Here is a 22,536-nt window from a genome sequence, read left to right as displayed (position 1 = left end):
AAAACCTCCTTCTCAAATATATGTTAACTCTGGCTTCATGGTTTTTCCCGCAAGTGCGGAAAAGCCATTACATCTGCGCAAATGAACTACGCAAAGCCAGCCCATGGAATGCAAAGCGGTATTTTTCACCTATTCTCTATCAATTCGACACTTCATCGCACATAAATGCGCACTTAATTCCCCGACTGGCGCACCCACCAGAATGCCGATCCAACTGATTTCGTTGCGCTCAGTATTGAATTTTTGGAAATTATGTATTTACTAATAGGTGGAAATCATGATTATCCAGTTACAGTTTGGATGGGGAAAACCAACATGAGCATTGATCTCAATGAGCTCGACCTGAGCGAGCTTAAAAAACTACAGAAAGACGTCGAAAAGGCGATTAACGAATATCAGGACCGTAAAATCAACGAAGCGCGCCAGCGTCTGGAAGCTGAAGCACGCGCAATGGGCTTTACCCTGAATGAAGTTGTTGAAGGCAAGCGCAAAGCGAATGCGTCGAAATCGCCTCCGAAATACCGCCACCCCGAGGATTCGTCGGTCACCTGGACCGGTCGTGGCCGCAAGCCCGCGTGGGTGATTGAGCACCTGAACGCAGGGCGCGACATGGAAGAGCTAGAGCTGCAATAAACGCAGCCCGCATCCATTTCGGATGAATTAAAAAAGGCGCCTCAAGGGGCGCCTTTTGTCGTTACAGGAGCGGCTCAGCGCCCGCGCCGCATGGCTTGCAGCGGCAAAGACAGGGCAAAGGCAATCGCAGCCACCGTCACAATGCTGGGGCCAGCGGGCGTATCCAACGTCCAAGAGGCCCAAAGCCCCCCGATCACCGCACCAATTCCCACCAGAACCGCGCCGACGGCCATCCGTTCGGGCGTGTTCGCGGCACTGCGCGCCACGGCGGGCGGCACCAGCAGCATGGCCGAGATCAAAAGCGCTCCGACAACTTTCAGCGCCACGGCAACGGTCAAAGCCAGCGCCAGCGTCAGAACCAATTGCTCGCGCCGCGGAGAAACACCCGCAGCCGTTGCCAATTCAGGATTCAGCGTCGCCAGCAATAGCCCCTGCCAACGCCAGACCAAAAGCGCCAGAACCAATAGAGCGCCGGTGAAAATCACCACCAGATCCTCGCTGGAAACGGCCAGAATATCGCCGAACAGAAAACTGGACAGATCTACGCGAACGCCATTGGCAAAGCTGATCGCCACAAGGCCAATCGCCAATGCCGAATGGGCCAGAACGCCCAAAGTCGCATCCACGCCATGTGCGCGGGCCGACAAAGCAGACACCGTCAAAGCCATCGCCAAAGCAATCGCCATTGTCCCGAAGGCCACCGGCATTCCCATCAGCAGCGAAAGGGCGACGCCCAGAATAGCGGCGTGGGCGGTGGCGTCTCCGAAATAGGCCATTCTGCGCCAGACCACGAAACAGCCCAACGGCCCTGCCGCAATGGCAACACCAAGACCGGCAAGAAAAGCGCGGATCAAAAAGGGATCAGTCATGGGTGCAGCCTTCGCCGTGGATATGATCATGGGTGTGATCGTGGTGGTGTTCGTAAATCGCCAGCGCGCCACCTTCTGAGACACCAAACAGCGCGTGATATTCCGGTGCGCTTTGCACCATGCCCGGCGTGCCCTGACAGCAGATATGCCCGTTCAGGCAAACCACGCGGTCCGAGGCCCGCATCACCACATGCAAATCATGGCTGACCAACAGCACTGCGCAGCCGGTGTCTTTGCGCACTTCCTCGATCAGGGTGTAAAAGGCGGCGATACCGGGATGGTCCAGCCCCTGCGTAGGCTCGTCCAGAATCAGGATATCGGGTTGCGACAGCAGCGCCCGCGACAGCAGCACCCGCTGCAACTGCCCTCCAGACAGAGCCGCCATCTGCCGATCCTCCAAGCCCTGCACCCCCGTTCGGGTCAGCGCCTGACGCGCGACGTCGTCGCTGATTCGCGTGGGCAAAGACAGAAACCGCCGCACAGTAATCGGCAAGGTCGCGTCAATCGCCAGCTTCTGGGGCACATAGCCGATCCGCAGGCCCTTTTTGCGGCGGATAATACCGGCCGATGGGGCCAGAATGCCAAGGATCGCCCGCACCAAAGTGGACTTGCCCGAGCCGTTGGGACCGATGACCGTCACGATCTCGCCCTCGGCAATGTCCAGATCAATGTCGCGCAGCACCGGATCGGCTCCGTGGCTGATGGTGAGCCCTTGGGTGGTGATCAAGCTCATGCGCCAGCCTCCTTGCACGCGGGGCAGAGGCCCAGAACTTCCATATTCACCCGCTCGACCGCAAAACCGTGGGCTTCGGCGGCGCTGTCGATAGCGTCCAGAACCACCTCGGCGGCGGCTTCGGCGACCGTGTCGCACGCGCGGCAGATCAAGAACACGGGCGAGTGCTTGTCCCCCGGATGGGTGCAGGCAGCAAAGGCGTTCAGGCGTTGGATGCGATGGGCCAGATCATGCTCCACCAGAAACTCTAACGCGCGATAGGCCACCGGCGGCTGGTTCCCAAAACCATCTGCGGCCAGACGATCCAGCACCTCATAAGCCCCCATCGCCCGATGCTCGGTCAGCAAAATCTCAAGGGTGCGACGGCGCACGGGCGTCAGACGCAATCCCTTGCGCGAGGCCAGTTCGTCCGCAAAGGCCAGCGCATCTTCGGCGCAGTTCGCATGGTCGTGATCGTGAAAAGCTGGCGATGGCTCGCGCATCCTGACCTCTGGGTATTGTTATATTATCACGTAACAGTATATAGGGGCGGCGCAGCAACCTCAAGGAGCCCCCATGCGTCTGTTCACCGTTTCCGCAGCATTGCTTTTTTCCACCGCTGCCCATGCCGCACCATTGACCATCGCCACAGATATTCCCCCTGTTCATGCGCTGGCCCTGATGGTGATGGGGGATCGCGGACAGGCTGAATTACTTATGGATCAAGGCGGCGACGCCCATGATTTCCAGCTGCGCCCCAGTCAGGCCCGCCTGATCTCTGTCGCAGATGGCATCATCTGGACCGGACCCGAGCTAGCCTTCTGGCTGGACAGCACCTTGGAGGCGATGGACCGCGAAGACTCTGCCCTAGCCCTGCTGCATGTGGACGGCACCCATGAGCGGATTATCGGTGAAGAAGATCATAACGATCACGATGCGCATGATGCCCATGACAATCACGACGATCATGGCCACGAAGAGGATCACCATGAGGCAGAGCATTCCGATCATGAAGGGCATGACCACAGCGGCCTTGATCCCCACGCGTGGCTTTCGCCGGAAAACGGTCAAAAGTGGCTTGGGGCTATCGCGGAATACCTAACCAATCTGGACCCCGAAGGTGCGGACACCTACGCCGCCAACGCCAAAGCGGCCCAAGATCGCCTTGCCTCACTAGAGGCAGACATCAGCGCAACGCTGGCCCCCTATCAGGATCAGGGGATTGTCGTTTTCCATGATGCCTACGGCTACTTCACCGATCATTTCGGGATCAAGGTGACCGGCACCATCGCCTCAAGCGAAGCCGCCACTCCCGGCGCGCGTCATCTGTCCGACCTGCGGGACCACATTACTGAGGACGGCGTAACCTGCATCTTCAGCGAACCCCAACACGATCCGGCCTATATCCAGGCAATCACCAAAGAGCTGAACCTGCGCAGTGGCGTTCTGGACCCCATGGGCAGCACCCTGCCCGCTGGTCCCGACCTCTACCCGCAGCTTCTGGAAAATCTGGCAGACAGTATCGCCACCTGCCTGAAAGGATAAAGCAAAGGGCGGCCCACGGGTCGCCCTTTTCCTTTTGCCTTAGCTGCCACGATAGGTGGACATCCCGAAGGGCGAAACCAGCAGCGGCACATGGTAATGGGACTCCGGATCGCTGATCCCGAAACGGATCGGCACCACATCCAGAAACCGCGGCTCTTCCATGGGCACGCCACTGGCATCCAGATAGGCACCCGCCTGAAAGACCAATTCATAAACACCGGTGGCAAAGGCCTCTTTCGGCAGGATCGGCCCGTCCGTGCGCCCGTCGGCATTGGTCACCTTGGTCGCAAGATGTGTCCGCGCCTCGCCTTCGATCCGATACAGATCAATGGTCATCCCGGCCGCTGGCACCCCTTTGGCGGTATCCAGAACATGGGTTGTCAGAAATCCTTCAGCCATGGTTTGCTCCTTTTGCTGGCGCGGATCTTACGGGTTTGCCCACCCCTTGGGCATGGTTTGAACAAAAGCCTACGCTCTAAACTGTTTCAAAAAATATTTGATAATACCTCAGCAACTGTTCGTCATACTCCTGTTGCAAAGAAAGGACTGCCTCACACATGACCCGCTACGCCCGAAATATGATCGGATACGGCCCCGATGCTCCAGACCCCCAGTGGCCCGGAGGCGCAAAAATCGCCGTGCAGTTTGTGCTGAACTATGAAGAAGGCGGCGAAAACTGTGTTCTGCACGGGGATCAGGCATCCGAGGCATTCCTGTCCGACATCGCAGGCGCGGCCCAATGGCAAGGCAAGCGCCACTGGAACATGGAATCCATCTACGAATACGGCGCCCGCGCGGGCTTTTGGCGGCTGCACCGTCTGTTCACCGGCGCGAATGTCCCCGTAACGATCTACGGCGTCGCCACCGCACTGGCCCGCAGCCCTGAACAGGTGCAGGCCATGCAGGACGCTGGCTGGGAAATCGCCAGCCACGGGCTGAAATGGGTCGAACACAAAGACATGCCCGAGGATGAGGAACGCGCCGCCATCCAGGAAGCGATCCGCCTGCACACCGAAGTGGTCGGCGAACGCCCTCTTGGTTGGTACACAGGCCGCTGCAGCGAAAACACCGTCCGTCTGGTGGCCGAAGAGGGTGGCTTTGCCTACGTCAGTGACACCTATGACGATGACCTGCCCTATTGGCTTGAAGTGGGCGATCGCGATCAACTGATCATCCCCTACACGCTTGAGGCAAACGACATGCGCTTTGCCACCGCCCCCGGCTACATCACCGGAGAGCACTTCTATCAGTACCTCAAAGACGCCTTCGATACCCTCTACGCCGAAGGCACTGATGGACGCCCCGCGATGATGTCCATCGGGTTGCACTGCCGCCTGATCGGCCGCCCCGGAAAAATGGCAGGGCTCAAGCGCTTTCTGGACTATATCGCTGGCTTTGACGACGTCTGGACCCCGCGCCGCATCGACATTGCGCAGCACTGGGCCAAAACCCATCCGCACACCCGCAAACCCCGCCCCAGCCAGATGGACCGCGACACCTTCGTGGGCACCTTCGGCGGCATCTTTGAACACTCTCCGTGGATCGCCGACCGCGCCTTCGATCTGGAACTGGGCCCCGCCCACGATCGCGCCGCAGGCGTGCACAACGCCCTTGCCCGCGCCTTCCGCAGCGCCAACCATGACGAACGTCTTGGCGTCCTGCGCGCCCACCCCGATCTGGCAGGTAAACTGGCCGCAGCCAAGCGGCTGACCGCTGACAGCACAGCCGAGCAATCCAGCGCGGGCCTGGATGCCCTGACCGATGAGGAACGGACACAGTTCACCGCCCTCAACACCGCCTACACCGACAAACACGGCTTTCCCTTCATCATCGCCGTGCGTGATCACGACAAGTCCTCGATCCTCGCCGCCTTTAAACGCCGGATCAACAATGACACCGAAACCGAATTCCATGAGGCCTGCAAACAGGTCGAACGGATCGCCCGCCTGCGCCTTGAGGAACTTCTATGACCCACTACGCCTTCCCCCCGGGCGGCCTGCCCGAACAGGACGAAGATCCCGTCGGCACCGCCATCTTCACCACCGCCTACGCGGTCCTGCCCGCCTGCACCCATCGGGACATCGTCACCAGCCTGCTGCCGGATTGGACCGACACCCGCGTGTGGATTCTGGCCCGCCCCCTCTCGGGCTTTGCCGAAACCTTCGCCCAATACGCGGTCGAGGTCGCCCCCGGCGGCGGCTCCAAACGCCCCGAGCCCGATCCCGACGCCCAAGCGGTCCTCTTTGTGGCCGAAGGCACCATGTCCCTGATCCTTGATGGCAAGCACCATAGCCTGACCGCTGGCGGCTACGCCTACATCCCGCCCCACAGCGCATGGCAGGTCCACAACCCCGCCGACAACCCGCTGAAATTCCATTGGGTGCGCAAAAAATACCAAAGCGTCGCGGGCCTCTCGCGCCCCGATGCCTTCGTCACCAGCGATCTTGAACGCACGCCGACACCGATGCCCAACACGGACAAATGGGCCACCACCCGCTTTGCCGACCCCAATGACCTGCGCCACGACATGCACGTCAACATCGTGACCTTCCAACCGGGCGGCCGCATTCCCTTTGCCGAAACCCACATCATGGAACACGGCCTCTACGTCCTCGAAGGCGAGGCCGACTACCTCCTCAACGATCAATGGGTCCGCGTCGGCCCCGGTGACTTCATGTGGCTCCGCGCCTTCTGCCCCCAAGCCTGCATCGCCAAGGGCCACACACCGTTCCGCTACCTCCTCTACAAAGACGTGAACCGCCATCCGGCCCTCACGCTCTGACCATTCATCTTGGTCCAAATACCTTCGGGGGGAGGCGCGCCAGCGCCGGGGGGCAGACAGCCCCCCTCCCGCCAGATGCAAAACGACCCGAGGCGGAGGAGCCTCACCCGCCCCCAAAGGGCCAAAGCCAAGAGCCGCACAATCATAACAACCAAAGCGGCCCGTCACCCATCAGGAAGGATAGGACAATGACTGACACCTCCATCGGCTCCCCCGCCGAACTCAGAGATCCAAACTACACTCCACCTCTGGCCCAAGCGATCCCGCTTGGCATCCAGCACGTGCTGGCCATGTTCGTCTCGAACGTGACGCCCGCGATTATCGTGGCAGGCGCTGCGGGCTTCGGCTTTGGCTCGAACTCGCCCGATTTCCCGCAAATGCTCTACATGATCCAGATGTCGATGTTCTTTGCGGGCATCGCGACCCTGTTCCAGACCATTGGCCTCGGCCCCGTCGGCGCACGCCTGCCCATAGTGCAGGGCACCAGCTTTGCCTTCATCCCGATCATGATCCCGCTGGTCGCAGGCAAAGGCGTCGAGGCCATGTCGGTCCTGATGGGCGGCATCCTTGTGGGCGGTCTATTCCACTTTTGCCTTGGTTTCTTCATCGGCAAAATCCGCTTTGCCCTGCCGCCACTGGTCACCGGCCTTGTGGTGACAATGATCGGTCTGGCACTGGTCAAGGTCGGCATCCAATACGCCGCAGGTGGCGTTCCCGCCATCGGCACCGAGGAATACGGCAGCCTGCAAAACTGGACCGTCGCAATGGTCGTGGTCGTCGTCACCCTAGCACTGAAATTCTTCACCCGCGGCATGATCGCCGTGTCGGCAGTGCTGCTTGGCCTGATCGCGGGCTACATCGTGGCGATGCTCTTTGGCATGGTGAACTTTGGCAACGTGGGCCGTGCGGCCACCCTTGCCCTACCCAACCCCATGCACTTCGGGCTGGAATTCAGCGCCGCCGCCATCATCGGCTTTTGCGCCATGGGCTTTGTTTCGGCGGTCGAGACCGTGGGCGACACCAGCGGCATCACCAAAGGCGGCGCAGGCCGTGAAGCCACCGACAAGGAAATCTCGGGCGCGACCTTTGCAGATGGTCTTGGCACCGCAATCGCTGGCCTTTTCGGTGCGCTGCCCAACACCTCGTTCAGCCAGAACGTGGGCCTTATCGCCATGACCGGCGTCATGAGCCGCCACGTGGTCACCATCGGCGCGATCTTCCTGATCGTCTGCGGCCTGATCCCCAAAGTGGGCGCGATCATCTCGACCGTCCCGATCGAGGTTCTGGGCGGCGGCGTGATCGTCATGTTCGGCATGGTCGTGGCCTCGGGCATCTCGATCCTGTCGGATGTGGCATGGAGCCGCCGGAACATGGTGATCTTCGCCATCGCCCTCTCGTTGGGTCTGGGCCTGCAACTGGAACCCGGTGCCCTTCAGCACATGCCTGGCACCATGAAGATCCTGCTGACCAGCGGCATCCTTCCCGCCGCGCTGATCGCAATCATCCTGAACCTCGTGCTGCCCGCCGAACTTAGTGCCGAAAGTACGGAAGAGGTCTCGGGCGGCATGTCCTAAACCCTGACGGGAAAAGACAAGCCATTGACCTTTGGTCAAAAAAGGGCGCGTTCCATCGGAGCGCGCCCTTAACTTATGATAGCAAAGGTATTTTTCAGAGCATCTTGTATTATTCACGATTTTGAATATTTATAGATCATCTTTCTGGAGGAGATTCCATGGACCTGCGCCCCATTACAAACAGCCTCTCTGTTGCACCGCAAATTACGGCGGACCAGATTGCAGCCATCAAAGCACAGGGCTTCAAAGCCATCATTTGCAACCGCCCCGACGGCGAAGCAGCAGACCAGCCCACATTCGAAGAGATCGAGCGTGAGGCCCAAGCGCAGGGCATGACCGCCCTCTACATCCCGATCACATCCGGCAAAGTAACTGACGAAGACGCCGACACCTTCGGCAAAGCCCTGATCGAATTGCCCGGTCCCGTATTGGCCTACTGCCGCACCGGCACCCGCTCGGCGACCCTGTGGTCGCTGAGCCAGGCTGGCAACAAGCAGCCCTCTGAAATCCTCGCGGCGACCAAAGCGGCTGGCTACGACATGGCCGGTGTGGTCCGCCGCATCGTGAACGGCGGCAAAACCCCCACCGACGAAGGCGATGCCAAGTTCGACGTGGTTGTTGTTGGCGGCGGCGCGGCAGGGATTGCTGTCTCGGCCAGTCTGCGCGCCCGTAACCCCAATCTGGAGGTGGCGATCATCGATCCCGCCGACATCCACTATTACCAGCCCGGCTGGACTATGGTCGGTGGCGGTATCTTTGAGGCCGAAACCACCGCAAAAACCATGGGCTCGCTGATCCCTCACGGCGTTCACTGGATCAAATCCGCTGTCGCCGCGTTCGAGCCCGAAAACAACGCCGTCGTTCTGGATGGCTGCCGCGTGGTGAAATACGACCGACTGGTGGTCTGCCCGGGCCTCAAGCTGAACTGGGGTGCGATCCCCGGTCTGGTGGAAACCCTTGGCCGCAACGGTGTGACCTCGAACTATCGCTACGATCTGGCGCCCTACACTTGGAAACTGGTGCAGGGCATGAAGTCGGGCAAGGCGATCTTTACCCAGCCCCCGATGCCGATCAAATGCGCGGGCGCACCGCAAAAGGCGATGTATCTGTCGGGTGACAACTGGTACCGCGCCGGCGTTCTGAAGAACATCGACATCCAGTTCATGAACGCGGGCGGTGTGCTGTTCGGCGTCAAGGACTACGTCCCCGCGCTGGAAGAATACGTGAAACGCTATGACGCGACGCTGAACTTCTTCCACAACCTCGTGTCGATTGACGGCAAGAACAAGACCGCGACCTTCAAGGTCTCGAAACCCGACACCGAGCCGACCGAAATCACGACCGAGTTCGATATGATCCACGTGGTGCCGCCCCAGATCGCGCCCGACTTTATCCGCGTCTCGCCGCTGGCAGATGCGGCGGGTTGGGTCGATGTGGACCAAAGCACCCTGCGTCACAAAACCTACGACAACATCTGGTCGCTGGGGGATGTGATGAACGCCCCGAACGCCAAAACCGCCGCTGCCGCCCGTATGCAGGCGCCTGTGGTGGCTGAAAACATGACCGCTGACATTCAGGGCCGCGCCCCGACCGCTGTCTACAACGGCTACGGCTCATGCCCGCTGACCGTGGAACGCGGCAAAATCGTTCTGGCCGAGTTCGGCTACGGCGGCACCCTACTGCCCAGCTTCCCCAAGTGGCTGCTGGACGGCACCAAACCAACCCGTCTGGCATGGCTGCTGAAAGAGCAGATCCTTCCCCCGATCTACTGGAAGGCCATGCTGCGCGGGAAAGAATGGATGGCCACCCCCGAGAAAGTCTCGGCTGGCAAATAACCCAATAAGGGCAGGCGGCACCTGTCGCCTGTCTCTCCTCCCCTCGTTCTAATTCGTCGAAGGCACGCCCATGGCACGCGAAAGACACCCCGTAAAACGGTACCTGCCCATTCTGGAATGGCTGGGAAGTTACAACAAAGAGACCTTGACCAGTGACGCGGTGGCTGCCGTGATCGTCACGATCATGCTCATCCCCCAATCGCTGGCTTATGCCCTGCTGGCAGGCTTGCCCGCAGAGGTGGGTCTTTACGCATCCATCGCCCCGCTGGTGATTTATGCGATTTTCGGGACCTCGCGCGCCTTGGCAGTCGGCCCCGTGGCCGTTGCCTCGTTGATGACCGCCGCAGCCGCTGGCCAGTTGGCGGCCCACGGCACACCAGAATACTATACCGCAGCGATCCTGCTGGCCTTCCTGTCGGGCTTGATGCTGACCGCGATGGGTCTTTTACGCCTTGGCTTTCTGGCCAACTTCCTGTCGCACCCTGTGATTTCGGGCTTTATCACCGCCTCGGGTGTGATCATCGCCGCCAGTCAGGTCCGCCACATCCTTGGCATCAAGGGTGAAGGCGACAACTTGATCGAGATTTTCCACGGCTGGATCGAATACCTGCCCGACGCAAACCTGCCCACGATCATCATCGGCGTACTGACCACCGGCTTCCTGTTCTGGGTGCGCGGCAACCTCAAGCCCGCGCTGGCGAAAATCGGCATCACCGGCCAGCTTGGCGCGGCCCTTGCCCGTACCGGCCCCGTGGCTGCCGTTGTGGTGACAACCCTTGTGACCTTCGCCCTTGGCCTTGATCAGTCCGGCGTCAAAGTCGTTGGCGACATTCCCACCGGCCTGCCCGGCCTTGCCATCCCCAGCTTTGACCTTGGCCTCTGGAGCCAGATCGCCATCCCCGCCCTGCTGATCTCGATCGTGGGCTATGTAGAGACCATCTCGGTCGCGCAGACCCTTGCCGCCAAACGCCGCCAGCGGATCGACCCCGATCAGGAACTGATCGGCCTTGGCACCGCAAACCTTGGCTCGGCCCTGTCGGGCGGCTTTCCGGTAACGGGTGGCTTCTCGCGCTCGGTGGTGAACTTTGACGCTGGCGCACAAACCCCCGCCGCAGGTGCCTTCACCGCAGTGGGCATCGCTCTGGCGACCCTGTTCCTGACCCCTGCCCTCTTCTTCCTGCCCAAAGCCACGCTGGCCGCCACCATCATCGTGGCCGTCCTCAGCCTTGTGGACTTCTCCATCCTGAAGAAGACGTGGGAATACTCGCGCGTGGACTTCGCCGCCGTCTTCGTCACCATCGTCGTGACGCTGGCGTTCGGCGTGGAAAAAGGCGTCTCGGCAGGCGTACTGCTGTCGATCGCCCTCTTCCTCTACAAAACCTCGCGCCCCCATATCGCCGAGGTCGGCCTGGTTCCCGGCACCCAGCACTTCCGCAACATCCGTCGCCATGACGTGCAGACCCACCCCAGCTTGCTGACCATCCGCATCGACGAAAGCCTCTACTTCGCGAACGCCCGCTACCTTGAGGATTTCATCACCGACCGCGTGATCTGCGACCAGCCGATCAAGAACGTGGTGCTGATGTGCAGCGCCGTGAACGAGATCGACATGAGCGCGCTGGAAAGCCTTGAGGCGATCAACACCCGCCTCTCAGAGATGGGCATCACCCTGCACCTCTCCGAGGTCAAAGGCCCTGTCATGGACCGCCTGCAACGCAGCCACTTCTTGCACGACCTGACCGGCAAGATCTTCCTTGCCCAGTACGACGCGATCCGCGAATTGGTGCCCGCCGCAGACAAGTCCCGCGTCGCCTGAGCCGCGCAACAATGATTGACCAGAGCGCCCGATGCTTGCTAGGCGCTCTGGCATGACCATAACACCCGATACCGCAGACTGGTTTGGCGCCATTCCCGCCAAAGACGGCTACCGCCTCTGGCCCTTCAAAGGGCGCGACTTTGGCACGGCTGTCACAGCGCAAACCCTGCCGCAGGCGCCAACCCTTCTGGCTGCCGATCACAGCCTTCCCGCTGACAAAACCCCGTGCCCGCTCCTACCCCAATCCCTTGAGGCCCGCGGTCAGCTGCGCGTTGTTCCCAACATCAGCCAAGCCAGCCCCGCCGACCGCATCGGCGCGGCCCGCATCGCGGCCATCGGATTTCAGGACCTCAACTCTGAATGGGACGGCATCCTGATCATCGTCGGGGCCACAACAACCACATGGGTCCACGTCAGCGCGAAAGAGGTCGTCAGCCTTGCCGGAACCCTCACCCCGCAATTGGCAACCACCCTCGCTCCAGCGGCGCAAGACTTGGACACCAACGCCCTCTCGGACACCTTCTCGCGCCCCGAACGCCTCGCAACCCACCTGCGCGGCGCCGAGGTCACCCAAAGCGCAGACCGCACCCTCGGCCACCTCATCGGCGCAGACCTTGCCGCCACCCGCGCCTACTGGCTGGGACAGGATCTGGCCCTGATCGCCGACGGCCCCCTTGCCAAAGCCTATCAAAGCGGCCTCAAAGCCCAACATGCCCCCGCCACATTGGCTAGCTATGACCGCATGACGGCCCAAGGCTTCCGCGCCCTCGCTAAGCTGGCAAAACTATAAAGGCGCCTCCAACAAGAGGCGCCCACCACGGCAGAAAGCCGCTACTTTCATCTTGGCAAAAATACCTTCGCCGAAGGCTCCGGTCCCCCAAGGGACCGGAAACGCTTAGTTCAACACACCTTCGCGGCGGAACAGGGCGCGCAGATCGGCTTTGGGACGCGGCCCCATGTGGCCGATCACTTCGCGGGCGGCAATACAGCCCATGCGGCCTGCAGTCGCCAAAGTGGCTCCTGTCGCCATGCCAAAGATGAAACCGGCGGCGAACTGATCGCCTGCACCAGTGGCATCCACAGGCACGATCTTTTCAACGGGTACATCTACGCGGGTCTCACCGCGCACAATGCTCACCCCGTCGCCCGAACGGGTGCAGACCACCAGCGGGCACTTCTGGGCCACGCGCTCCAGCGCCACGTCCAGATCTTCATCCTGAAACAGTGCCAAAATCTCGGCCTCGTTCCCGATCACGAAATCCAGCTCGCCGATCAGACGCTGGAAATCCTCGCGGTGACGGTTGACGCAGAACGGATCAGAAATCGCGATCCCCGCCTTACCACCAGCTTCCTGACACAGGCGCGCTGCGGTCTGGAACGCCTCTTTGCCCTTGTCCTTGTCAAAGAGGTAGCCTTCAAGGAACAGATATTCGGTATCACCGACCACAGCGGGGTCTACATCATCGGGGCCCACTTCGGCAGAGATCCCCAGATAGGTGTTCATCGAGCGCTCACCATCGGGCGAGACAAAAATCATGCTGCGCGAGGTCGGCTGTTCACCCCCCGCCACAGGCGCGTTCACGAAATCCGTGCCGCCGGTCTCCATTTCCTGCGCGTAGAACCGGCCCAAAGCGTCATCGCGCACACGGCCGATAAAGGCACTGCGCAGACCCAGCTTGCCCAGACCCGCCAGCGTATTCGCGACCGAGCCACCGGGCGTCTGAACACGCTCTTTCATCGAAGCATACAGCAACTCGGCCCGCTCACGCTCGACCAGCTGCATGATGCCTTTTTCGATGTCCATCATCTCCAGAAACGTATCTTCGCTCTGGGTCAGCACGTCCACGATGGCATTCCCGATGCCGACGACCTGATATTTCTTGCTCACAGTTGTTTATCCTCGAATTGGCACAGATCACGGATCAGGCAAGCGCCGCATTTGGGCTTGCGTGCCTGACAGATGTAGCGTCCGTGCAAAATCATCCAGTGATGGGCGTGCTGCTGGAAATCCACCGGCACGTTGTCCTCGATAGCCCGCTCGACCGCGACCACGTCCTTACCGGGCGCAATGCCGCTACGGTTCCCTAGGCGAAAGATATGGGTGTCCACTGCCTGCGCCGGATAGCGCCACCACATGTTCAGAACCACATTGGCGGTCTTGCGACCAACCCCCGGCAGACCTTCCAGCGCGGCGCGGGAATTGGGAACCTCGCCGCCATATTGGTCCACCAGAATGCGGCTCATCTTGATGACGTTCTTCGCCTTGTTGCGGAACAGGCCGATGGTCTTGATATGCTCGATCAGACCTTCTTCGCCCAACTCCAGCATCTTCTCCGGCGTGTCCGCGATTTCGAACAGCTTGGCAGTGGCCTTGTTCACGCCCGCATCAGTCGCCTGCGCCGAAAGGGCGACAGCCACCACCAGCGTGTAGGCGTTGACGTGGTTCAGTTCGCCCTTGGGCTCTGCTTCCGCGTCCTGAAAGCGCGTGAAGATCTCACGCATCGTCGTATAGTCGAGTTGCTTGGCCATGCTCCCTCCATGCCCTGCGAATTCCGTTTGCGCAACAATCGGGTCGCACCATGAGAGCTTTCCATGCCATGGATTATGGCGACTGTTGCAGGAGGCACGCAGATGCAGGACACATATCACTATCAGATCATGCGCCGCGCCATCGAAGAGATCGACGCCGCCGACCAGCCCCTAAGCCTTGATGCACTGGCAAGCCGCATGAACATGAGCCCCGCCCACTTTCAGCGCAGCTTTTCCGCATGGGTCGGTGTCAGCCCCAAACGCTACCAGCAATACCTGCAACTGGGCCAAGCCAAACGCATGCTGGCCGAGCGTATGACGACGCTAGAAGTCTCGCACTCGCTGGGGCTCTCGGGCAGCGGCCGCCTGCATGATCTGTTCCTGCGGTGGGAGGCCATGAGCCCCGGTGACTTCGCCCGCAAAGGCGAAGGGCTCACCATCTACTGGGACACCTTTGACAGCCCCTTCGGCCCTGCCATGGTGATGGGCACGGACAAGGGCCTGTGCGGCTTGGCCTTCACCGCCGAGATGGGGGATGAGGCCAGTTTTACCGATATGGCAGCCCGTTGGCCCAAAGCGCAGTTCATCCATGATGGCACCCCGATCCGCGATCAGGTGACCGCCGCCTTTGCCATGAAGGGCGAGGCGCACCTGCATCTGATCGGTGCCCCCTTCCAGATCAAGGTATGGGAGGCGCTGCTGCAAATCCCCAGCGGCCACGTCAGCACCTATTCGGAAATCGCCCGCGTGACTGGCAACCCTAAGGCCGTCCGCGCGGTTGGCACCGCTGTGGGGCGCAACCCTGTGAGCTATCTGATCCCCTGCCACCGCGCCCTGCGCAAATCGGGCGAGCTTGGCGGCTATCACTGGGGCTTGCCCGTGAAACGGGCAATTCTGGCTTACGAGTCCGCAATTGCAGAGGCCAAACCGTAATATTTCACACGAAAAGTTAGGCAAACTGCCGCTTATTTAGACCAGAATGCAACTTTCCCCATCTTTGCGCATTAGGCTATAGTTCGACCAAAAGGGCACAATGCCCGAAATCAAGAAGGCAGAGCCAATGACCAAACGCGTGATGATCGCCACCGCAATAACCGCCACACTTGCCCTTTCGGCATGTATGGAGCCCGCATATCTGAACAGCGGTAGCGGCGGCTACCAGACCCAGCCCGCAGACCCTTATGCCCGCACCAAGTCCGGCGCAGTGATCGGTGGTGTGCTTGGTGGCGTGGTTGGTGCCGCAGCCGCCGACAAGGACGAGCGGGCAAAAGGCGCCCTGATCGGTGCCGTCATCGGCGGTGCAGCGGGTGCAGCCGTTGGCAACCATCTGGACCGTCAGGCCGCAGACCTGCGTGCTGACCTTCAGAACCAGTCGATCGACATCAACAACACCGGCGACCAGCTGATCGTGACCATGCCTCAGGGCATCCTGTTCGCGACCGACAGCACCGATGTACGTTCGGACCTGCGCCGCGACCTTGGCGCACTGGCGAACAACCTGAACGCCTACCCGAACTCGACCGTGCAGGTGATCGGCCACACCGACAACGTAGGCGAGGCTGCCTACAACTACGATCTGTCCCAGCGCCGCGCCCAGTCTGTGGCCAGCGTACTGTTCCAGAACGGCGTATCGCCCGCCCGCGTGCAGGCCTACGGCCGCGGCGAGGATGCACCCATCGCATCGAACCTCACACCCGAAGGTCGCGCACAGAATCGCCGCGTGGAAATCATCATCACGCCGACCAACTGATCCGGCGCGATCTAGTGAAACGTTTGAACGTCCGGCCCCGTGCCGGACGTTTTTCGTTGTGCAATGCGGCAGAGTGGCTGCGCGAAAACGGCTGGAACCTCTTTCGATGTGACTAGGTTACCCTTTCAACAACTCTGGTTTTGACGTTCAAAAGGCACCGCTCATGAAAATCCTTGGTATCTCCGGCTCGCTCCGCAAAGAGGCCTACAACCGCAAACTTCTGGCCGAGGCTGTGCGCTTGGTGGAACCCACCAGCTACACCGAAGCCGATCTGAACCTGCCGCTCTATGACGGCGATCTTGAACAGGCCGAAGGGCTACCCGCCCCTGTAAAGACCCTGATCGCCCAGATCGAGGATGCGGACGCGGTGATTATCTCGTCTCCCGAATACAACAAGGGCATCACTGGCGTGCTGAAGAACGCGCTGGATTGGATTAGCCGGAACAAGACCCTGCCTCTGCAAGACAAACCCGTTCTGGTGCTGTCCGCCAACATGGGCCGCACGGGCGGCGAGGCTGGCCAGCTGATGACCCGCACTTGCCTTGTGCCCCATCAGGCGCGCATTATCCCCGGACCGCTGGTCACCGTTGCCGTCGCCCATGAGGCCTTTGCCGAAGATGGCACGCTAAAGAACGACCAGACCGTGAAAATGCTGCAAGGCCTGCTGGACAGGCTGAAGAAAGAGGTCGCCCTTGGCTGACGCCACGCTTCAGATCACCCACACGATGGACCCCGCCCGCGCTCAGGCGCTGGCGGTCACTTTGGAAATACCAGCGCCGACGCAGGCGCTGCCGCCGTTCTTTCACCAGATCTACTTCTGGGAGGCCCTGCCGAACCCGCGTCTGGGCCGCGATGGACACCCCGCATTGGGCGAATCCCTGATGCCCGACATGGGCCTGCCGCGCCGTATGTGGGCCGGAGGACGTCTACAATTTCATCGGGATATCCAGACCGGCATTCCTGCGGAAAAGACCTCGGTCATCGAAAGCTGCGCCCACAAACAAGGGCGCACCGGCCCGCTGGCCTTTGTCACCGCGCGGCATGAGGTGCGGCAGAACGGGCAGCTTTGTGTGACCGAATGGCAGGACATCGTTTACCGCGAAGACCCAAGCCCCGATCAACCCGCACCGCCCCCACCAATGGCCTCCGAAGGCGAGGTGCTGCTAGAGCGGTCTTTCTCTAGCACGGACGTCTTCCGCTACTCGGCGCTGACCTTCAACGGCCACCGCATCCACTACGATCTGGACTACTGCCGCGACGTCGAAGGCTACAGCGGTCTGGTCGTCCACGGCCCCCTTCTGGCGCAGGTTCTGATGCTGCTGGCGAAAGAGGCGCTTGGCGAATTGTCCGAGTTCAGCTTCCGCGCCACCGCCCCGCTGATCTGCCCCGAAGTGGTGCAGTTCATGACCGACAGTCAGGGCAATTTCTGGGTGCGTGGCCCCGATGGGCGCCAATGCATGAGCGCGTCGGCCAAGGCCTAAGCGAACAGCAAATCCAAAAGCGGCCCCTGCGCCATATCCTCGATGACATCAAAATGATGGCGCTTATCGGCGATTTGCAGGGGCGCTTCCCACATTCTGGCCAGCATGGCGGCCTGTTCGACAAAGACAGGACGCTCGGCCCCGCCAACCCACACAGTCACCGGCACGCGTGGCGCAGGCAAATAGACAGGGCTTTCGGTCAGGGCCTCATCCTCAGTTATCTTCAGGATGTCATTCATCTCAAGCTGGGTCATCGGCAGCAGGTCCCCGACGGGCGAGATCGGCACCACGCGGCGGATACGGTGCATCACGCCCTTGGGCAGCAAGTCCCCCACCGCCAGACGTGCCGATAAATGCCCGCCCGCGCTATGCCCCGTCAGCACAATCGGCCCGTCGACCACATCAGCCAAAGTCGCAACCGCCGCAGCGGCCTCTTGGACAATCGCGCTGATCCGCGCCTCTGGGGCCAGCGTGTACATGGGCATCGCCACCGCCCAACCGGCAGCAACCGCGCCCGCCGCCAAATGGGACCAGTAAGATTTATCAAAGGCTTTCCAGTAGCCCCCGTGGATGAAAACCAGCAGCCCCTTGGCCGCGCCTTCGGGCAAGAACAGATCGTAGAGATGCCGCCGTCCGTCGCCATACCGCTGATCCAGCCGCGCACGGGCGGATTGGGCGATGCGAAACGCCTCAGCTTGCGATTTCCATCGGGCGGGGTAGGAACTTCCGCCGTCGATGAACGCTGTATTCTCGTATGCGCGATCCAAGTTCATACAAAACCCCTGTGAGTGCTGGACAAGGGCAGCTTGGGCTGTTTTCCCTATCACAGCAAGATTTCGAATTTGCCAACGGAGGCCAATCATGTCCAACAAAGCCCTGACCGAGATGCTGTCCGACCCCGGCCTGCTCGCAACACAGGCCTATATCGCGGGCCAATGGGTGGACGGCGAGGACGGCCAGTTCGAGGTGACCAACCCCGCCACCGGCGAAGTCATTGCAATGGTTGCGGATGTCAGCCGTGCGCAGGTCGCTGTTGCGGTGGAAAAAGGCCGCGTGGCGCAGAAAGAATGGGCCGCCAAAACCGCCAAGGAACGTGCCAACATCCTGCGCAAATGGTTCGATCTGATGATGGCAAACCAGGAAGATCTGGCCATCATCATGACTGCCGAACAGGGCAAGCCGCTGGCCGAAGCCCGCGGCGAGATCGCCTATGGCGCCAGCTTCGTCGAGTTCTACGCCGAAGAGTGCAAACGCATCATGGGGGAAATCCTGCCAGGCCATCAGCCCGACAAGCGCCTGCATGTGATCAAGCAGCCCATCGGCGTTGTCGGCAGCATCACGCCTTGGAACTTTCCCAATGCGATGATCACCCGCAAGGCAGGCCCCGCACTGGCGGCGGGCTGTGCTTTTGTGGCGCGTCCTGCCTCGGAAACGCCCCTGTCGGCGCTGGCCTTGGGCGTTCTGGCGACCCGCGCGGGCATTCCTGCGGGACTGCTGTCGATCGTGCCGTCCAGCGATGCGGCGGGTATCGGCAAAGAGTTCTGTGAAAACCCCATCGTGCGCAAACTGACCTTCACAGGCTCGACCGGCGTGGGCCGGATCCTGCTGCGTCAGGCCGCCGATCAGGTGATGAAATGCAGCATGGAACTGGGCGGCAACGCGCCCTTTATCGTCTTTGATGACGCCGATCTGGATGCGGCCGTCGAAGGGGCCATCGCCTGCAAGTTCCGCAACAATGGTCAGACCTGCGTCTGCGCCAACCGCATCTATGTACAAGACGCGGTCTATGATGCCTTCGCCGAAAAGCTGGCTGCGCGGGTCAAGGCCATGAAGGTCGGCAACGGCCTTGAGGCAGGCACCGATCTGGGGCCGCTGATCACCGAAAAAGCCATTGAGAAGGTCGAGGATCACCTTGCCGACGCCACCTCCAAGGGTGCGACGCTGATCTGCGGCGGCGAGCGGATCGGGAATGAGGGCACCTTCTATGCGCCCACCATCGTGACCGGCGTCACGCAGGACATGAAGGTTTCGAAAGAGGAAACCTTCGGCCCCTTCGCCCCGCTGTTCCGTTTCAAGGACACCGATGAGGTGATCGCGATGGCGAACGACACCATCTTCGGCCTTGCCGCCTATTTCTACGCCAAGGACCTCAGCCGCGTGACGAAAGTCTCGGAGGCGCTGGAGTATGGCATCGTGGGCGTGAACACCGGCATCATCTCGACCGAGGGCGCACCCTTTGGCGGTGTAAAGCAGTCCGGCCTTGGCCGCGAAGGCAGCCACCACGGCATCGAGGAATACCTTGAGCTGAAATACATCTGCCTGTCGGTCTGATCCGCCCTGCAGTTTCACACATCCGAACGCGGCGCCCGAAAAGGTGCCGCGTTTTTCATGCCGCGCGGTCAGACACGCAGCATACGGGGAATTTCCTGCGCCAGCAGATCATAGACCAAGCGCACTTTGCGGCTGGTCTGCACTTCGCGGTGGGCGACCAGCCAGACGGGATAGGGAATGGGATCAATTCCGCAATCCACCCGCGCCATGCCTTGTGCCGAATCCCCCAACCAGACCGGCACCACACCAACCCCGAGGCCTTGCCGCGCCATTTCCCAATGCACCAGATGGTTGTCGGGGTGGATGCGGAAATTCTCGGGACCAACCTTCAGACCCATGGCCTGAAGCCCTTCGATCAGCACACCATTGTTGGGCAGCCCGATGAAATCCGCCTTCCGCATTGCCGCAGGTGTGGACAGGTCCCCCAGCTTTTCCACCATCGCTTCGGTGGCAAAGAGGTAGGCCTCATCATCAACGACCCGCTTGGCAATCAACGCCTCTTCCGAAGGGCGGGTGTTGCGCAGGGCGATATCGGCCTCACGCCGTTGCAGATCACGAATGTCGTTGCTGGCCACCACCTCAATGGTCAACTCGGGGGCCTGCTTGCGCAGCATCTCCAGCAAGGGCGGCAGCAGGTAGGCCGCGTAAATCTCGGACGCAGTGATACGGATCGTCCCGCCCACAGACTGGCTGCGCCCCGTCGCCGACAGGGACAAGTTGCCCGCCGCGTCAGCCATAGCGCGCACATGGTCCAGCAGGCTATGCCCCGCGTCGGTCAGTTCCAGCCCGCGCCCCACGCGTTCAAACAGCACCACGCCAAGCTCATCCTCAAGGGCGGCGACCTGCCGTCCCAAGGTTGGCTGGGTCATGCCCAAAGCACGCGCCGCTGCGGACAACGACCCCTCATCCGCGGTCACCAAAAACGACCGCGCATGGTTCCAGTCAAAGTTTACCCGTTTCCAATCCATGCAGCCCCGCATGCTATCCATACAAATTTCGACAATTCCGCTATAGGCTGAGACTCCTTAATTCGACCTAAACAGACTTCATCAATCTCTAGTTTATTTCGGAAGGACCTCTTTATGAAAGCGATTGCCTACACCCGTTATGGCGGGCCCGACGTTCTGAAATTGATTGAAATGCCCACTCCGGCACCGAAAGCCGGAGAAATTCAGGTCAATGTAACAGCAAGCGCAGTGACAACGGCGGATTGGCGGCTGCGGGCCTCGGCCTTTCCGGGCGGGTTGTGGTTGGCAGGGCGAATCTATGCAGGTCTGTTCAAGCCGCGCAAACCGGTTCTGGGCCTGACCTTTGCTGGCACGATCAGCGCCTTGGGTGACGGTGTCACCGGCTGGCAGGTCGGCCAGCGCGTATACGGCTTTTCCGGCGGCGGCGCCCATGCCGAGACCCTGACCATCCCTAAAGACAAAGCCATCGCGCCAACCCCTGATCAACTGACCGACGCCGAGGCCGCCGCCCTGCCCTTTGGTGCTGTCTGCGCCTACAGCTTTCTGCACGAGATCGCGGATCTGAAGGCGGGCCAGCGCATCCTGATCATCGGCGCAACCGGCGGCGTGGGGGCCAACGCCGTGCAAATCGCCCACCGCATCGGGGCCCATGTCACAGCGGTTTGCAGCACTGCCAACCACGAACTGGCCCGTGAACTGGGGGCTGACGCGGTGATCGACTACCACAAGACCGATCCCCTGAAAGGCCCCGAAGCCTATGACGTGGTGTTCGACTGCGTGGGTGCCAGCACCTATTCCCGCGCCATTGAGGTCCTGCGCCCGGGCGGGCTGTATCTGCCCCTGAACTTTGGCATTCAGCAGCTGTTGGACAATTTGCGCCCCAAGCGTAAAGACGGCAAGCACATGCGCCTGCACGTGAATGGCGACAACAAAGAGTATCTGCTGGCCCTGAACAAAATGGTCGAAGCTGGTGCCTTGCGCGGCGTTGTGGACAGCACCCATCCCCTGCCCGAAGCACCAAAGGCCCATACCCGCGTAGCCAGCCGTCATGCACGTGGCACTGTGATCCTCTGCCCGTAAGGCAAAACGAAAAAGACCCGGCGCGATGGCCGGGTCTTCGTCAGGGAGGAGGTCGTCTGATCAGGCGTCAATCACCTGAGGCTGTTTCTTTGCGGTCGAGATATCGATCCGGCGGGGCTTGAGCGCCTCGGGGATCACACGTTGCAGGTCAATGTGCAGCATACCGTCAGCATGTGCCGCGCCAGTCACTTGCACGTGGTCGGCCAGATGAAAGCGACGCTCGAACGCGCGGGTCGCGATACCGCGATGCAGATAGGTGCGCGGTTCATCCTCATCGGCTTTGCGGGCCGAGACCACCAGCGATTTGTCCTTCACCTCAACGCTCAGGTCATCGGCGCAAAAGCCGGCCACAGCGATCGAGATGCGATAGGCATCTTCGGCGGTCTTCTCGATGTTATAAGGGGGGTATGTGGGCTGCGGGGCCTCATTGGCCAGCACACGGTCCATCATGTCCGCAATCTGGTCGAAACCGACCGTTGCACGGTACAGGGGTGCGAGATCAAAGCTACGCATGGGTCATCCTCCGTAAAGCGATAACGTTATGTGGTGCCCTCCGGTCTGGACGGGCGATCATCCGGAACCCCGATTGGGCATTCCGATAAACATTATCTGGGAAGCATCCCTGCGGCTT

Annotated in this window: 23 protein-coding genes; 14 read left to right on the top strand and 9 right to left on the bottom strand. The window is 60.9% G+C overall.

Translation table 11 applies throughout. The features are described from left to right. Positions 1-315: 315 nt before the first annotated feature. The gene (locus CLV74_RS02600) at positions 316-633 is read left to right on the top strand and encodes an H-NS histone family protein (protein WP_106262665.1); all 318 of its coding nucleotides are present in this window, start codon (positions 316-318) and stop codon (positions 631-633) included. A gap of 74 nt (positions 634-707) precedes the next feature. On the opposite strand, the gene CLV74_RS02595 is transcribed toward CLV74_RS02600, so the two are convergent. Genes CLV74_RS02595 through CLV74_RS02585 form a run of 3 tightly spaced genes read right to left on the bottom strand, consistent with a single transcriptional unit; the run spans position 708 to position 2,717 of the window. Then, positions 708-1,502, bottom strand: a complete 795-nt coding sequence (locus tag CLV74_RS02595) for a metal ABC transporter permease (protein ID WP_106262664.1) — start codon at positions 1,500-1,502, stop codon at positions 708-710. After that, positions 1,495-2,235, bottom strand: a complete 741-nt coding sequence (locus CLV74_RS02590; RefSeq protein WP_106262663.1) for a metal ABC transporter ATP-binding protein — start codon at positions 2,233-2,235, stop codon at positions 1,495-1,497. Before CLV74_RS02590 ends, CLV74_RS02595 begins: the two co-directional genes overlap by 8 nt. Then, a complete protein-coding gene (locus CLV74_RS02585; RefSeq protein WP_106262662.1) occupies positions 2,232-2,717 on the bottom strand; it encodes a Fur family transcriptional regulator in 486 nt (161 codons plus the stop codon). Before CLV74_RS02585 ends, CLV74_RS02590 begins: the two co-directional genes overlap by 4 nt. 73 nt (positions 2,718-2,790) lie before the next feature. On the opposite strand from CLV74_RS02585, the gene CLV74_RS02580 reads away from it, so the two are divergent. Beyond that, complete coding sequence (locus CLV74_RS02580) at positions 2,791-3,759, top strand: zinc ABC transporter substrate-binding protein (protein WP_106262661.1); 969 nt, start codon at positions 2,791-2,793, stop codon at positions 3,757-3,759. A gap of 39 nt (positions 3,760-3,798) precedes the next feature. On the opposite strand, the gene uraH is transcribed toward CLV74_RS02580, so the two are convergent. Then, positions 3,799-4,158 (bottom strand): hydroxyisourate hydrolase, encoded by a 360-nt coding sequence (uraH, locus tag CLV74_RS02575; protein ID WP_106262660.1) that lies wholly within the window; start codon positions 4,156-4,158, stop codon positions 3,799-3,801. Positions 4,159-4,316: 158 nt separating this feature from the next. On the opposite strand from uraH, the gene puuE reads away from it, so the two are divergent. The 6 genes from puuE (at position 4,317) to CLV74_RS02545 (ending at position 12,556) form a co-directional block, all read left to right on the top strand. Then, complete coding sequence (gene puuE / locus CLV74_RS02570; protein ID WP_106262659.1) at positions 4,317-5,729, top strand: allantoinase PuuE; 1,413 nt, start codon at positions 4,317-4,319, stop codon at positions 5,727-5,729. Further along, on the top strand, positions 5,726-6,541 hold the full coding sequence (locus CLV74_RS02565; RefSeq protein WP_106262658.1) for a bifunctional allantoicase/(S)-ureidoglycine aminohydrolase: 816 nt from the start codon (positions 5,726-5,728) through the stop codon (positions 6,539-6,541). Before puuE ends, CLV74_RS02565 begins: the two co-directional genes overlap by 4 nt. Positions 6,542-6,729: 188 nt before the next feature. Then, complete coding sequence (locus tag CLV74_RS02560) at positions 6,730-8,115, top strand: uracil-xanthine permease family protein (protein WP_106262657.1); 1,386 nt, start codon at positions 6,730-6,732, stop codon at positions 8,113-8,115. A gap of 158 nt (positions 8,116-8,273) precedes the next feature. Further along, positions 8,274-9,950, top strand: coding sequence for a bifunctional protein tyrosine phosphatase family protein/NAD(P)/FAD-dependent oxidoreductase (locus CLV74_RS02555; protein WP_106262656.1), 1,677 nt, complete (start codon positions 8,274-8,276; stop codon positions 9,948-9,950). A gap of 70 nt (positions 9,951-10,020) precedes the next feature. Then, positions 10,021-11,766, top strand: coding sequence for a SulP family inorganic anion transporter (locus CLV74_RS02550; protein WP_106262655.1), 1,746 nt, complete (start codon positions 10,021-10,023; stop codon positions 11,764-11,766). 52 nt (positions 11,767-11,818) lie between these two features. Further along, the gene (locus CLV74_RS02545; RefSeq protein ID WP_170107966.1) at positions 11,819-12,556 is read left to right on the top strand and encodes a 2-dehydro-3-deoxygalactonokinase; all 738 of its coding nucleotides are present in this window, start codon (positions 11,819-11,821) and stop codon (positions 12,554-12,556) included. Between the two features lie 105 nt (positions 12,557-12,661). On the opposite strand, the gene CLV74_RS02540 is transcribed toward CLV74_RS02545, so the two are convergent. Both CLV74_RS02540 and nth read right to left on the bottom strand, forming a co-directional pair. Continuing rightward, positions 12,662-13,654: an adenosine kinase gene (locus CLV74_RS02540; RefSeq protein WP_106262653.1), complete on the bottom strand. Its 993-nt coding sequence runs from the start codon at positions 13,652-13,654 to the stop codon at positions 12,662-12,664. Further along, positions 13,651-14,295: an endonuclease III gene (gene nth, locus CLV74_RS02535; protein ID WP_106262652.1), complete on the bottom strand. Its 645-nt coding sequence runs from the start codon at positions 14,293-14,295 to the stop codon at positions 13,651-13,653. The genes CLV74_RS02540 and nth overlap by 4 nt, the downstream gene beginning before the upstream one ends. Before the next feature lie 102 nt (positions 14,296-14,397). On the opposite strand from nth, the gene CLV74_RS02530 reads away from it, so the two are divergent. The 4 genes from CLV74_RS02530 to CLV74_RS02515 all read left to right on the top strand — a co-directional run bounded on the left by CLV74_RS02530 (position 14,398) and on the right by CLV74_RS02515 (position 17,526). Beyond that, positions 14,398-15,228 (top strand): methylated-DNA--[protein]-cysteine S-methyltransferase, encoded by an 831-nt coding sequence (locus CLV74_RS02530; RefSeq protein ID WP_106262651.1) that lies wholly within the window; start codon positions 14,398-14,400, stop codon positions 15,226-15,228. 127 nt (positions 15,229-15,355) lie between these two features. After that, the gene (locus tag CLV74_RS02525) at positions 15,356-16,045 is read left to right on the top strand and encodes a YiaD family glycine zipper/OmpA-like lipoprotein (protein ID WP_106263073.1); all 690 of its coding nucleotides are present in this window, start codon (positions 15,356-15,358) and stop codon (positions 16,043-16,045) included. Between the two features lie 163 nt (positions 16,046-16,208). Further along, positions 16,209-16,745: an NADPH-dependent FMN reductase gene (locus CLV74_RS02520; RefSeq protein WP_106262650.1), complete on the top strand. Its 537-nt coding sequence runs from the start codon at positions 16,209-16,211 to the stop codon at positions 16,743-16,745. Next, positions 16,738-17,526, top strand: coding sequence for an HTD2 family dehydratase (locus CLV74_RS02515; protein ID WP_425430964.1), 789 nt, complete (start codon positions 16,738-16,740; stop codon positions 17,524-17,526). Before CLV74_RS02520 ends, CLV74_RS02515 begins: the two co-directional genes overlap by 8 nt. Here CLV74_RS02515 and CLV74_RS02510 read toward each other — a convergent pair. After that, complete coding sequence (locus tag CLV74_RS02510) at positions 17,523-18,299, bottom strand: alpha/beta hydrolase (protein WP_106262649.1); 777 nt, start codon at positions 18,297-18,299, stop codon at positions 17,523-17,525. The two genes, CLV74_RS02515 and CLV74_RS02510, sit on opposite strands and share 4 nt — an antisense overlap. 88 nt (positions 18,300-18,387) lie before the next feature. Here CLV74_RS02510 and CLV74_RS02505 point away from each other — a divergent pair, with 88 nt between their 5' ends. Further along, complete coding sequence (locus CLV74_RS02505) at positions 18,388-19,857, top strand: NAD-dependent succinate-semialdehyde dehydrogenase (RefSeq protein WP_106262648.1); 1,470 nt, start codon at positions 18,388-18,390, stop codon at positions 19,855-19,857. A 68-nt stretch (positions 19,858-19,925) separates the two neighbouring features. Here the strand turns inward: CLV74_RS02505 and CLV74_RS02500 are convergent, their stop codons facing one another. Next, positions 19,926-20,825: a LysR family transcriptional regulator gene (locus CLV74_RS02500; protein ID WP_211299003.1), complete on the bottom strand. Its 900-nt coding sequence runs from the start codon at positions 20,823-20,825 to the stop codon at positions 19,926-19,928. Positions 20,826-20,939: 114 nt separating this feature from the next. On the opposite strand from CLV74_RS02500, the gene CLV74_RS02495 reads away from it, so the two are divergent. After that, the gene (locus tag CLV74_RS02495; protein ID WP_106262647.1) at positions 20,940-21,905 is read left to right on the top strand and encodes an NAD(P)-dependent alcohol dehydrogenase; all 966 of its coding nucleotides are present in this window, start codon (positions 20,940-20,942) and stop codon (positions 21,903-21,905) included. Positions 21,906-21,965: 60 nt separating this feature from the next. Here the strand turns inward: CLV74_RS02495 and CLV74_RS02490 are convergent, their stop codons facing one another. Next, positions 21,966-22,418, bottom strand: a complete 453-nt coding sequence (locus tag CLV74_RS02490) for an Hsp20 family protein (RefSeq protein WP_106262646.1) — start codon at positions 22,416-22,418, stop codon at positions 21,966-21,968. Between the last annotated feature and the right edge of the window lie 118 nt (positions 22,419-22,536).

The organism is Donghicola tyrosinivorans (genome assembly GCF_003003355.1).
Classification (GTDB): domain Bacteria; phylum Pseudomonadota; class Alphaproteobacteria; order Rhodobacterales; family Rhodobacteraceae; genus Donghicola; species Donghicola tyrosinivorans.
This window is presented reverse-complemented; position numbering and strand designations above follow the sequence as displayed.